This is a genomic window from Faecalibacterium sp. AF27-11BH (genome assembly GCF_003603005.1).
Classification (GTDB): domain Bacteria; phylum Bacillota; class Clostridia; order Oscillospirales; family Ruminococcaceae; genus Faecalibacterium; species Faecalibacterium taiwanense.
Window position 1 is genome coordinate 1 of sequence record NZ_QVGS01000005.1, and the last position, 11,589, is coordinate 11,589.

The 11,589-nt window shown below is 58.3% G+C and carries 12 protein-coding genes; 10 read left to right on the top strand and 2 right to left on the bottom strand.

Features of this window, described 5'->3' with window-relative positions; genetic code table 11:
• The first annotated feature begins 183 nt into the window (after positions 1-183).
• The 4 genes from DWY76_RS06505 (at position 184) to DWY76_RS06520 (ending at position 3,306) form a co-directional block, all read left to right on the top strand.
• Positions 184-1,047, top strand: coding sequence for a TraX family protein (locus DWY76_RS06505; RefSeq protein ID WP_120080503.1), 864 nt, complete (start codon positions 184-186; stop codon positions 1,045-1,047).
• A 4-nt stretch (positions 1,048-1,051) separates the two neighbouring features.
• Positions 1,052-1,732, top strand: a complete 681-nt coding sequence (locus DWY76_RS06510) for a response regulator transcription factor (protein WP_005943833.1) — start codon at positions 1,052-1,054, stop codon at positions 1,730-1,732.
• Entirely contained in the window at positions 1,714-2,685 is a 972-nt protein-coding gene (locus DWY76_RS06515; protein ID WP_120080505.1) for a histidine kinase dimerization/phospho-acceptor domain-containing protein, read from the top strand. The genes DWY76_RS06510 and DWY76_RS06515 overlap by 19 nt, the downstream gene beginning before the upstream one ends.
• A 147-nt stretch (positions 2,686-2,832) precedes the next feature.
• The gene (locus tag DWY76_RS06520; protein WP_120080507.1) at positions 2,833-3,306 is read left to right on the top strand and encodes an LURP-one-related family protein; all 474 of its coding nucleotides are present in this window, start codon (positions 2,833-2,835) and stop codon (positions 3,304-3,306) included.
• Positions 3,307-3,368: 62 nt separating this feature from the next.
• Here DWY76_RS06520 and murC read toward each other — a convergent pair whose 3' ends face one another.
• A complete protein-coding gene (gene murC, locus DWY76_RS06525) occupies positions 3,369-4,751 on the bottom strand; it encodes a UDP-N-acetylmuramate--L-alanine ligase (protein WP_005943842.1) in 1,383 nt (460 codons plus the stop codon).
• Positions 4,752-5,080: 329 nt separating this feature from the next.
• Here murC and DWY76_RS06530 point away from each other — a divergent pair, with 329 nt between their 5' ends.
• The gene (locus DWY76_RS06530) at positions 5,081-5,929 is read left to right on the top strand and encodes a DegV family protein (protein WP_120080509.1); all 849 of its coding nucleotides are present in this window, start codon (positions 5,081-5,083) and stop codon (positions 5,927-5,929) included.
• Between the two features lie 36 nt (positions 5,930-5,965).
• Here the strand turns inward: DWY76_RS06530 and coaBC are convergent, their stop codons facing one another.
• Complete coding sequence (coaBC, locus tag DWY76_RS06535) at positions 5,966-7,162, bottom strand: bifunctional phosphopantothenoylcysteine decarboxylase/phosphopantothenate--cysteine ligase CoaBC (protein WP_120080511.1); 1,197 nt, start codon at positions 7,160-7,162, stop codon at positions 5,966-5,968.
• Between the two features lie 228 nt (positions 7,163-7,390).
• Between coaBC and DWY76_RS06540 the strand changes: the two genes are divergently transcribed.
• From DWY76_RS06540 to DWY76_RS06560, 5 genes are all read left to right on the top strand, one after another.
• A complete protein-coding gene (locus tag DWY76_RS06540) occupies positions 7,391-8,287 on the top strand; it encodes a type III pantothenate kinase (RefSeq protein ID WP_120080513.1) in 897 nt (298 codons plus the stop codon).
• 28 nt (positions 8,288-8,315) lie between these two features.
• A complete protein-coding gene (locus DWY76_RS06545; protein ID WP_005943855.1) occupies positions 8,316-9,296 on the top strand; it encodes a Gfo/Idh/MocA family oxidoreductase in 981 nt (326 codons plus the stop codon).
• Positions 9,297-9,444: 148 nt separating this feature from the next.
• Positions 9,445-10,038, top strand: a complete 594-nt coding sequence (locus DWY76_RS06550; RefSeq protein WP_242961829.1) for an ECF transporter S component — start codon at positions 9,445-9,447, stop codon at positions 10,036-10,038.
• A gap of 137 nt (positions 10,039-10,175) precedes the next feature.
• Positions 10,176-10,970: an NAD(P)-dependent oxidoreductase gene (locus DWY76_RS06555; RefSeq protein ID WP_120080515.1), complete on the top strand. Its 795-nt coding sequence runs from the start codon at positions 10,176-10,178 to the stop codon at positions 10,968-10,970.
• Entirely contained in the window at positions 10,967-11,557 is a 591-nt protein-coding gene (locus DWY76_RS06560) for a dipicolinate synthase subunit B (protein ID WP_120080517.1), read from the top strand. The genes DWY76_RS06555 and DWY76_RS06560 overlap by 4 nt, the downstream gene beginning before the upstream one ends.
• Positions 11,558-11,589: the final 32 nt, after the last annotated feature.

The window sequence follows — 11,589 nt, forward strand, 5'->3', positions numbered from 1 at the left end:
AAGATAGTTCGCTGGAAACGGCGCGTGAAAATAGGTAGTCGCCGACTTGAACAGAAAGCTCTGAGAGAAATCTCAGGGCTTTTTTGTTGCGTTTTGGGGCAGAAAATAGTATCATAAAGAAAAAACTTATACTTTCTACAGATTTTCCTGCTACACTGAACGTATAGAGAAAGGAGATTCCGTATGGATAAACTGACGAAAAAAGGGCTGGACGGTACCCAGCTCAAGACCATTGCACTGGTGCTGATGGTGCTGGACCACATTCATTATTTCTTCGAGTTCACCGGCTGCATCCCGACGGTGTTCAGTATGCTGGGGCGGCTCAGTGCGCCGCTGTTTCTGTTCTGCACGGTGGAGGGCTTTGCCCACACCCATGACCGCAAGAGGTATTTTATCCGCATCTGGGCCATTTGCACTGCCATGGCGGCCCTGGAATTCTTTATGATCTACGCCAAAGCCTTCCGGCGCGGGGATGGCTTCTACCCGCTGAACGCGATTTTTCAGGATCTGATGCTGCTGTGCATCGTCTGGCAGGGCATCGACTGGCTGCGGGAGAAAAAGCTTGCAAAAGGCATTGCTGCCATTGCCGCCGTTTTGTGCTGGCCGTATGTGGTGGTAGTATTTCTGCTGCTCTTCCCCGGGGTACAGGAGATGCCCATTGCTTCAACGATCGTGGCCTTTGTCATTACAAGCCCGCTGCCCATGTGGACAACCATCACGGACGGCGGCTGGAGCTTTTTGCTGGGAGGTGTGCTGCTGTATGCCCTGCGGGGGCATCGCCGCGTACAGCTGACGGCATGGGCCGTGCTCATTTTCCTATGTGATTTTGTGCTGACCTTTGGGATGGCTTGCCGACAGGATGGCTTTGTCTGGACGCAGATGTTCACCGACTACTACGAGTGGTTCGGGGTGGCGGCGGTGCTGCTGATGCTGCTGTACAACGGGCAGCGCGGCAGCGGGCACAAGCAGTGGTTCTATTGGTTCTACCCAGCCCATGTGTATCTGCTTTACGGCGCTTCCTGCCTGCTTTATAACGTGTTGAGGTGATCTTGTGGCAAATATTCTGACGCTGGATGACAATCTGGAGCTCTGCAAGCTGATCCGCACCGCCTTGGAGCGGGACGGACACCGGGTAGAAACGCGGCAGGCAGGCGGGGAACTGACCGAGGCGCTTTGCCGCTGGGCAGACTGCATCCTGCTGGACGTGATGATGCCCGGAGAGGATGGCTTTGCGGTGTGCCGTCGCATCCGCAGCCTGACCGAAGTGCCCATCCTCTTTCTGAGTGCCCGCACCGACGAGGCGGCTGTGCTGGAAGGCTTGGGCATCGGGGCAGACGACTTTTTGTCCAAGCCCTTCCGGGTGGCAGAGCTGCGGGCGCGGGTAGCGGCACATCTTCGGCGGCAGAGCCGCACCCCGGCGCACCGGATGGTGCGCAGCGGCGTAGCCTTTGACCTGACCGCCCGGAGCGCGGCAGTGGAGGGCACAGTGCTGCCGCTGACCCGCTCGGAGTATGCCATCTGCGAGTATCTGGCGCTGCACGCCGGGCAGACCTTTACCAAGGAGCAAATTTACGAAGCGGTTTTTGGCATTGACGGCACGGCGGACGACACTGCCGTGACACAGCACATCAAAAATATCCGGGCAAAGCTGCGGGCGGCGGGCGTGCCGGAGCCGGAAAAGCTGCTCAATACCGTATGGGGCGTGGGGTACCGATGGAAAAGCGAAGACTGACCTCTCTGCGCAGCGTGCTGCTGCAATATCTGGTGCGCACGGCGCTGGCCTGCCTGCTGGTCGCGGTGGGGTGGCTGCTGGTGCTGCTGCTGTGGATCCAGAACAGCGGATTGTTCCTGCCCGCGAATCAGGCCGCGCAGGCCTGCCAGAAGGCCGCACAGGACGTTTTGCCAGGCATGACCGCCGAAACCTTTGACGAAACGCAGCTGGACTCCTTGTGCCGGTACGCCCTGTTTGCCGCGCCGGACAGCAGCGAGGTGCTGGCCACCAACATGGATGCCGGGCACTTGCAGCGGGCAATGGAGAACCAGCAGGGGAAAACCCGCTGGCATTTTGGCTACACACAGTATTATATGACGTCGAAATTGCAGGACGGAACGGTTTGCCTGCTGCAATTTGACTATGCCGTGCCCTACGCCGACCCTGCGCTGCGGGGCGTGCTGCCGGATATGCAGACCGTGCACTGCATTCTGGGCATTCTGCTGCTGATAGGGGCAGTGGTGTGGAGCACCCACAGGACAGGGCGCTTCCTGACCCGGGAGACCGAAAAGCTGACCGCCGCCGCGCAGGCGGTGGCACGGAAGGAACTGGACAGCGCGGTGTTTTCCGGCGCGAAGGTGCGGGAGTACGAGAGCGCTTTGCAGGCATTGCAGACCATGGGCGATGAATTGACCGGCAGCCTGCAGAAGCAGTGGGACATGGAGCAGCGGCAGCGGGAGCAGATCATTCAGCTGTCCCACAAGCTGAAAACGCCGCTGACCATCATCGAGGGCAACGCGGAGCTGCTGGCGGAGGATGACCTGACTGAGGAACAGCGGGCGCAGGTGGAAGCGATTCTGCAGGGTGCAGAGCAGACCCGCACCTATCTGGGAAAGATCCGTGCCGAGGTGCAGACACCACTGAAATACAAAACGAAAAAGAATGACAAAACATGCCGAATCGTAGAAAACTGAACGGCAAACGGCAGCCCCGCCCGGAGAATGTTCCGGGCGGGGCTGCTTCGGGATTGCACGATGAGGCAGAATCTGGTATGATGGAAAAAAGCGGAAGAACCGCACGAAAAGGACGTCCCAAATCGTATTCCGAGTGAGGTGAGGAAGATGAAACTGCTTTTTAGACAGCGTGCATTCAGCTGGTTTGACAGCTACGACATCTACGACGAAAACGAAAACACCGTGTATGTGGTCAAGGGGCAGCTGTCCTGGGGGCACTGCCTGAAGATCTACGACCCGGAAGAACAGCAGGAGCTGGGCACCGTCAAGGAAGAGATCCTGACCTGGCTGCCCAAGTTTGAGCTGTACGAGGGCGAGACCTGCATCGGTACCCTGAAAAAGGAGCTGACCTTCTTCAAGCCGAAGTACAACATCGACTTCAACGGCTGGCATGTGGAGGGCGATGTATTCGAGTGGGACTATACCATCACCGGCCCGGACGGCGGCACGGTGGCTGCCGTGTCCAAGGAACCGTTCCACTGGATGGACACCTACGTTCTGGACATCACCGACCCGAAGGATGCGCTTTATGTGCTGATGTTCGTGTTGGCCATCGACGCGGAAAAGTGCTCGCGGAACTGACCCGGATCAACGAAAAAAAGAGGAACGACAGCTGTCGTTCCTCTTTTTGTATAGCAGATTCTTTACTGGTTGTCGGCCACCATCATCTTGCTGGCCTTGTAGATGTCGCCGCAGCCGAGGGTGATGACCAGATCGCCCTCCCGGGCGTTCTGCTTGACCCACTCGGCGGCCTCCTCCAGACTGTTCACCAGAACAGAGCCGGGGATCTGAGCGGCCAGTTTTGCACTGGTAATGGTGGGATCGTTGGGCTCACGGCTGCCCATGATCGGGGTCAGCACGGTGATATCGGGGATCTTGAGCACATCCACAAAGTCGTTGAACAGCATCTTGGTGCGGCTGTATGTAAACGGCTGGTGGACGGCGATCAGACGCTTGTAGCCCATCTCCTTGGCAGTGGTCAGGGTAGCGCGCAGCTCGGTGGGATGATGTGCATAATCGTCCACGACCAAAGCGCCGTTACACTCGCCGTAAACCTCAAAGCGGCGGCCGGCACCCTTGAAGTTCAGGGCGGCATCGGCGCACTGCTCCACGGTCAGACCGACGAAGCGGCAGACGGCACACATGGCAAGCGCATTGTAAATGTTGTGGTAGCCGGGCACAGCCAGACGGATATGGCCGGTGACCTTGTTCCACTCCTTCAGGTCGAACTCAAAGAAGCCAGGCTTGTATTCGTTCACGTTCAATGCCTGATAATCGCCGTCGTTCTGGATGCCAAAGGTGCGCACGCGGCGGTCCAGCGTGTACATGACATCCATGGTGTTCTTGTCGTCCGCATTGGCAAAGATCATGAACTTGGTCATCAGGGCAAAGCGCTTGAAGGCAAACTTCAGTTCGCCCATGCTGCCGTAGTAATCCAGATGGTCATTGTCGATGTTCAGCACAACGGACAGGTACGGGGTCAGTTTCAGGAAGGTCTCGGCAAATTCACAGGACTCAATTACGATATCGTCGCCCTTGCCAGCCTTGCCGTAGCCATTGATCAGCGGAAGCTTGCCGCCGATGACGGCAGACGGGTCGCGGCCTGCCAACTCCAGCGCAGTGGTGATCATGGAAGTGGTGGTGGTTTTTCCGTGAGTGCCGGAGACGCAGATGCTCTGTTTGTACAGGCGGCTCACGTAACCCAGCAGAACGCTGCGCTCGATGGTGGGGATGCCGTAGGAGGCAGCGGCATTCAGCTCCACGTTATCTTTGGAAATGGCGGCAGAGTAGACCACCATGTCGGTGCCGATCACATTATCGGCGCTGTGACCCAGGCTGACCTTGACACCCATCTCACGCTCGTAGCGGATGATGCTGCCATCCAGCACATCGCTGCCGGAGATCTCGTAGCCTTTTGCGGCAAGGATCTGGATGAGCGGATACATGCCGCTGCCGCCGCAGCCGATGAAGTGGATCTTTTTTACATTGTCCAGCAGGTGCTGGTTGTAATCGGTGTACATGAACATATAAGGCAACCTCCAAATAAATAACGGCCGCAGAGCAGACCGATTCAATCCATTCTATTAGGATACATCTTATTATATAATTTTTGGCGGACAAAATAAACAGGTAAACCCGAATTTTCGGAAAGAACCATAAATCCAATTCGGAATTTGTGATAAGTGTACAAGAAAACCGAAACCGGGAACTTCTTCATAAAAGATTTACATTTGCCTTTACAAAATACTTAACAACTTTGAATCATCTGTGGTAAAATAGAAAAGGACAATTTTTTAAGGGATCGTCGGTGCGACCGACAGAGGATGCAGAACGGTTTTATAAAAGGAGAAATAATGTGAGAATCAAGATCACAGCGGACAGCACCTGCGACCTGTCCGAAGAGCTTTTGGCACAGTGGGACATTGCCCTGATGCCCATGCACATTCTGATGGGTGAGGATAGCTATCTGGACGGCGTAACGATCCACCCGGCAGATGTGTTTGCCTATGTGAATGCGGGCGGCAAAATGCCCAAATCCGCCGCCGCAAATCTGGTGGAATATACCGAATTTTTTGAGCCGTTTGCCAAAGAGTGCGATGCGGTGATCCATATTTCGGTCAGCAGCAAGCTTTCGTCCTGCTTCCAGAATGCGAAGCTGGCGGCAGGCGAATTCGAGAATGTCTATGTGGTGGACAGCCAGAATATCTGTACCGGGCAGGGCTATCTGGTGCTGAAAGCGGCCAAGTGGGCTGCAGATGGCCTGCCTCCCCGCAACATTACGATGCGGCTGCAGAGCCTTGCCAAACGGGTAGAGCTGAGCTTTGTACTGGACAGGCTGGACTTTATGGCCAAGAGCGGCCGCTGCTCCGGTGTGCTGGCCTTCGGGGCAAACTTGCTGGGCATCAAGCCCGCACTGGAAGTGATCGACGGCGAGCTGAAGGTAGTCAAAAAATACCGCGGCAGCCTGCCCATCTGCGTGGGCAAGTACATCACCGACCGTCTGGTGGAACGCGACGACATCGAGGATAGCCTTGTGTTCATCTCCTCCTGCCAGCCGAAGCCCGGCTGCATGGATGCAGTGAAGGCGGGGCTGAAGAAATACGGCAGTTTCAAGGAATGCCACGAGACAGACATCGGCACCACCATCGGCGGCTATTCCGGCCCGGGTACCATTGGCATCGTGTTTGCACGGAAGGAAAAATAAAAAAGTGGCTGTTGCACATGCGACAGCCACTTTTTCTCACTGGGAGCGGCGTTTTAAAATTTCATCCAGAATGGCATCGGCCACATCGGCCTTGCTCATCAGCGGCAGCTCACGGGTGCCGTCCGGGGTAATGAGGGTGACTACATTGGTGTCCACACCAAAACCGGCACCGGCCACTTTCAGGTTGTTGGCAACCACCATGTCCAGATTCTTTTTGGTCAGCTTTGCGGAGGAGTTTTCCACAAGATCGCGGGTCTCCATGGAAAAACCGCACAGGAACTGGTGGGTCTTTTTGGGGCCGATGGTGCCCAGAATATCCGGCGTGCGTTCCAGAGGGATGGACATGTCGCCGTCCTTTTTTTTGATCTTGTCGTTTGCCACGGCAGCGGGGCGGTAGTCGGCCACGGCAGCGGCCATAATGAGCACATCCGTAGCCTCAAAGCGGCTGGTGACGGCTTCGTACATCTGCTGAGCAGTGGTCACGGGCACATCGGTGGTAAACTTGACCGGCTGCAGGGCAGTCTCGCCGTGGATAAGGGTGACATCCGCGCCGCGCATGGCGGCGGCACGGGCAAGGGCATAGCCCATCTTGCCGGTGGAATGGTTGGTGAGGTAGCGCACCGGGTCCAGCGGCTCCTGCGTGGGGCCGGCGGTGACGGCAATGCGCAGACCGGCAAGATCTTTGGGCCGGGCAATGGCATGCAGGATATACTCGATCAGCACATCTTCCTTAGGCAGACGGCCGCTGCCAACATCCTTGCAGGCCAGCACGCCGCTCTCGGAGGGGATCACCGTGAAGCCGTAGCGTTCCAGCGTGGCGATATTATCCTGCGTGATGGGGTTTTCCAGCATTCCGGTATTCATGGCCGGAGAAACGAGCTTGGGGCACTTTGCAGCCAACACTGTGGTGGTGAGCATATCATCGGCGATGCCGTGGGCCATCTTGGCGATGACGTTGGCAGTGGCCGGGGCGACAAGGATCACATCGGCTTTTTTTGCCAGCGAGATGTGGGTGACTTCAAACTTGAAATCCCGGTCAAAGGTATCCACCATGCACTTGTGGCCGGTAAGCGTTTCAAATGTAACAGGGGTGATGAACTGGGTCGCATTTTTGGTCATGATGACCTCCACATCGGCTCCCAGCTTGCGCAGTGCGCTGGCCACGTTGGCCATTTTATAGGCGGCAATGCCGCCGCTTACGCCCAGAAGGACGCATTTTCCGTTCAGATCCATTGGTAAAACCTCCTGCAAAAACGTACTGTTTCCACATATTTTCCTTTAGTATAATGCAAAAGTTCCGCCAGCACAACAAAATCTTTGTACAGGCTTGTAACTGGGAACAAAATGCGGTAAAATACAGCTTGACAAAGAATAGACAGACTGCGGTGATGGGCAGGCCATCGGGGAGCTTTCTCCGCCGTCCTGCCGGATACTGCCGCGTTATAAAGGGAAAACAGAATTATGATCTTAGCCATTGATATAGGCAACACCACCGTCGCCCTTGGGGGCATTCGGGACGGACGTGTATGCTTTGTGGCGCGCATGGACACGGTGCGCACCCGCACGGCTGCAGAATATCGTGTCGAAATGGATAAAATTTTTGCGCACCGCCGCCATCCTGAGCGCCCCATGCGCTTTGAGGGCGCTGTGCTCACCAGCGTGGTGCCCCAGATCACGGGGGCGCTGGCGGAGTGCGCCCGTCATTACACCGGCAGGAAGCCGGTCATCGTCTCGCCGGAGATCCGAACCGGACTGACCATGGGCGTGGATGAACCCCACGCTGTGGGCAAGGATCGCCTTGTGGATGCGGCTTATGCGGCGGCAAATTTTCCGCTGCCGGTGGTCACGGTGGACCTTGGAACTGCCACGACCTTTAATGTGGTGGACGAGAACCGCGTGTTCCGGGGCGGTGTCATCTGCCCGGGGCTTTCCACCGGGTTGCGGGCACTGGGCGACCGCTGTGCCCAGCTGCCGCAGGTGCATCTTGGCTCGCCCAAAAGTGCCATTGGCACCAACACCGAAAAATGCATGCTGTCCGGCTCCGTGATGGGCACGGCTGTGCTCATTGACGGCATGGTGCAGCGCATTGAGGAAGAGCTTGGCCGTCCGGCCACTCTGGTGGTAACAGGAGGGCTGGCAAAGTATGTGACACCGCTGTGCCGCCACCCGCTGACCTACGACCCGGAGCTGCTGATGAAGGGACTTGCCCTTTTGTACCAGCTCAATGCGTCCCAGCCGCAGCACCACAGTGCGGGCGGCGGCAGGCACTATGGCCGACAGAACCAGCACGGCCATGCAAAACAGCGCACCTACCCCAAAAAGCGCACCCGCCGCGAGCCGGAAGCGCTGGTAGGCTGACCAACGACAGGATGGGGAGAAAAATCAGATGAAATTAGGCATTCTTGGCACGGGCAAGATCGTGCGGGAATTTTTGCCATGGCTTGCAGAGCACACGCCTTTTACGGTGCAGGCCATCTGCAGCACCGAGCGCAGCGCCGAGCTGGCTCAGAGCCTTTGCGGCCAGTACGGCGTGCCGCAGCACACCACCAATTTTCTGGAACTGCTGCAGTGGGTGGATGTGGTGTACATTGCAGTGCCGAACCTGCAGCATGTGCGCTATGCCCGCGTGGCGCTGGAAGCAGGCAAACATGTTATTGTGGAAAAGCCGCTGGCACCCACGGCGGCCCAGACGGAAGAACTGGTAAATCTGGCACGGCACAAAAAGGTGTTCCTGTTTGAAGCCATCACCACCCAGTACCTTGAAAACTACGCAAAGATCCGGGAGCTGCTGCCCCGCATTGGCACCGTGAAGCTGGTACAGTGCAATTTCAGCCAGTATTCCAGCCGGTACGATGCCTTCTGTGCAGGCGATGTACAGCCTGCCTTTGACCCGGCCTGTGCCGGCGGTGCCCTGATGGATCTTGGCGTATATAATGTAAGCTACATCGTGGGCCTGTTCGGGGAGCCGAATCAGGCCAAATATACCGCCAACATGGAGCGCGGCATCGACACCAGCGGCATCCTGACCATGGATTACAGCGGCTTCAAGGCCGTGAGCATCGCCGCCAAGGACTGCGCGGCCCCGGCCCGGTACATCATTCAGGGCACGAAGGGCTATATCCTGCAGAAGTCCACCGCCAACTGCTGCGGCGGCATCACCTTCCACCCTAACGAGGGCAAGGAAGAGCACTATAACCTGAATGGCGGCAGGCCCCGGCAGGCGGCAGAGTTTGAAGCCTTTGCCCGTGCGCTGGAGAGCGGAGATCAGGAGCTGTGCGGCCGGATGCAGGATACCACCATCGCGGTGAGCCGTGTGCTCACGGTGGCCCGCCGCAATGCGGGCATCCGCTTCCCGTGCGACCACTGACCCCCAAAACAGCCATTTCCATTGGAACACGCCCTGACAAAACGCGCTCCAAATTATTTGAATATTTACTTTAAAACCCGCATAGAGCGGGCAGGTTTGCGCCGTATCCGACGTATAGGGCGGAACGGCAGCAGGAGGAAAACTGAATATGAAAAATACGAAAACTCTTACCCGTGTGGCGCTGCTGGTTGCCATTGAGCTGGTCATGAAGATGGTGGGTCTGGGCAGTGTGCCTGTGGGCCCGCTGTACATGAGCTTCCTGACCCTTCCCATTGCAGTGGGTGCCATCACCATGGGCCCCGCTGTGGGCGCATTGCTGGGCGGTGTGTTCGGCGCAGTGAGCTTCTACGATGCCATCACCGGTGCTTCCGCTATGACGGGTGCGCTGTTTCAGGTAAGCCCTGTGAACACCTTTATCCTGTGCGTGGGTATGCGCGTGCTGATGGGCCTGTGCTGCGGCCTGATCTTCAGCAGCCTGAAGCGCTTTGACAAGCCCGGCACCTGGAGCTACATCGTCAGCGCCATGAGCGCCCCGTTCCTGAACACGGTGTTCTTCATGGGCTGGATCGTGCTGGCCTTCTACGGCTGTGACTACGTGCAGAACCTCGTGTCCGTCAAGGGTGCTGCGAACCCCTTCATGTTCGTGGTGCTGCTGGTCGGCGTGCAGGGCGTGGCCGAGTTCCTTGTCTCCGGCATTCTGGGCGGCATCGTAGCCCGTGCTGTGGCAAAGTTCGTAAAATAAAAGATGTGCCGGATGTCAGGGCGGCGCATTCTATAATCGTGATAAAAAACTCCTCCGGCGAAAGCTGGAGGAGTTTTTTCACAACAAATATTTCTCCTGCATAGGATGGCCCACGAGCAGGCAAAGGGGGATGCGGCATGGAAGCGAAAAAGCTGTTTGCGGTGGTGGGCACCGATGCCCGGCAGGCGGCGGCAGGCCGGGTGCTGGAACGGGCAGGTTATGCGGTGGGCGGAGCCGAGCAGGTTGCACTGGCAGATTATATCCTGCTGCCTCTGCCGCTGGATGCGGCCCGCACCCCGCTGGCAGAGCTGCTGCGGGCCGCAAAGCCCGGTGCGGTGGCACTGGGCGGCAGGCTCTCAGTTCAGGCAAAGACCATCGCACAGGAAGCTGGCGTGGAGCTGGTGGATTACTTTGCCCGACCGGAGCTGACGGTGTACAATGCCATCCCTACGGCGGAGGGCTGCATTGGCATCCTGCTGGCCGAGCGCACCCGTACCCTGTGGGGCACAAACCTTCTGCTGCTGGGCTTTGGCCCGGTGGGGCAGGCGCTGGGGGCGCGGCTGGCGGCACTGGGGGCAAATGTGACTGTCTGTGCCCGGCGCGCCGAACAGCGTGCGCTGGCCGAGAGCCTTGGTCTGCGGGGTGCAGAGCTTGCCCGGCTGGCCGCGCTGGCTCCGGCCTTTGATACGGTGGTGAACACCATCCCGGCCCCGGTGCTGACCGAGCCGGTGCTGACGGCTCTGCGGCCCGGCAGCCTGATCGTAGATCTGGCATCAAAGCCCGGCGGCACCGACTTTGCGACGGCGCAGCGGCTGGGCTGCAAGGCCATCCATGCGCTCAGCCTGCCCGCCGCCTGTGCGCCGGACACGGCCGGGGAAGCGGTGGCGCGCACCGTGCTGACCATTTTGCGGGAGCGGGAGGAACACACATGAGAACGCAGAAAAAAGGACGCATTGCATTTGCGGTGTGCGGCAGCTTCTGCACACTGGAAGCGGCGCTTGCGGCAGCGCAGCAGCTGACAGAACAGGGCTGGGAGCTGCTGCCCATCATGAGCTTTGCCGCAAAGCAGGATACCCGCTTTGGCACCGGGCAGTTCTGGCAGGAACGGCTGGAAGCCCTTACCGGCCATGCAGTGCTGGACACGTTGCAGGCCGTGGAGCCGCTTGGCCCTAAAAAGCTGGTCAGTGCACTGGTGATCGCGCCCTGCACCGGGGCCACGCTGGCAAGGCTGGCGGCGGGGCTTTCCGATACGCCGGTGACGCTGGCGGCAAAAAGCCTTTTGCGGGTGGGGTGCCCGGTGGTGGTGGGCATTTCCACCAACGATGGGCTGGGAGCGTCGGGGGAGAACATCGCTCGACTTTTCCAACGCAAGCATTACTATTTTGTGCCCTACGGGCAGGATGACCCCACCCACAAGCCCAACAGCCTGAAGGCGGACTTTGCCCATCTGCCCGCTGCACTGGACGCTGCGCTGGCCGGGCGGCAGCTGCAGCCCGTTCTGCTGCAAAACAACGTCTGAATGGCTTTTCAGCCGGGGTAAAGTGTGGTATA

Bases quoted from the DNA above. Each gene is read 5' to 3' on its own strand.
- DWY76_RS06560 (WP_120080517.1), top strand. From the start codon at position 10,967: ATGAGAACGCAGAAAAAAGGACGCATTGCATTTGCGGTGTGCGGCAGC.
- DWY76_RS06550 (WP_242961829.1), top strand. From the start codon at position 9,445: ATGAAAAATACGAAAACTCTTACCCGTGTGGCGCTGCTGGTTGCCATT.
- DWY76_RS06505 (WP_120080503.1), top strand. From the start codon at position 184: ATGGATAAACTGACGAAAAAAGGGCTGGACGGTACCCAGCTCAAGACC.
- DWY76_RS06555 (WP_120080515.1), top strand. From the start codon at position 10,176: ATGGAAGCGAAAAAGCTGTTTGCGGTGGTGGGCACCGATGCCCGGCAG.
- DWY76_RS06520 (WP_120080507.1), top strand. From the start codon at position 2,833: ATGAAACTGCTTTTTAGACAGCGTGCATTCAGCTGGTTTGACAGCTAC.
- DWY76_RS06540 (WP_120080513.1), top strand. From the start codon at position 7,391: ATGATCTTAGCCATTGATATAGGCAACACCACCGTCGCCCTTGGGGGC.
- murC (WP_005943842.1), bottom strand. From the start codon at position 4,751: ATGTTCATGTACACCGATTACAACCAGCACCTGCTGGACAATGTAAAA.
- DWY76_RS06515 (WP_120080505.1), top strand. From the start codon at position 1,714: ATGGAAAAGCGAAGACTGACCTCTCTGCGCAGCGTGCTGCTGCAATAT.
- DWY76_RS06545 (WP_005943855.1), top strand. From the start codon at position 8,316: ATGAAATTAGGCATTCTTGGCACGGGCAAGATCGTGCGGGAATTTTTG.
- coaBC (WP_120080511.1), bottom strand. From the start codon at position 7,162: ATGGATCTGAACGGAAAATGCGTCCTTCTGGGCGTAAGCGGCGGCATT.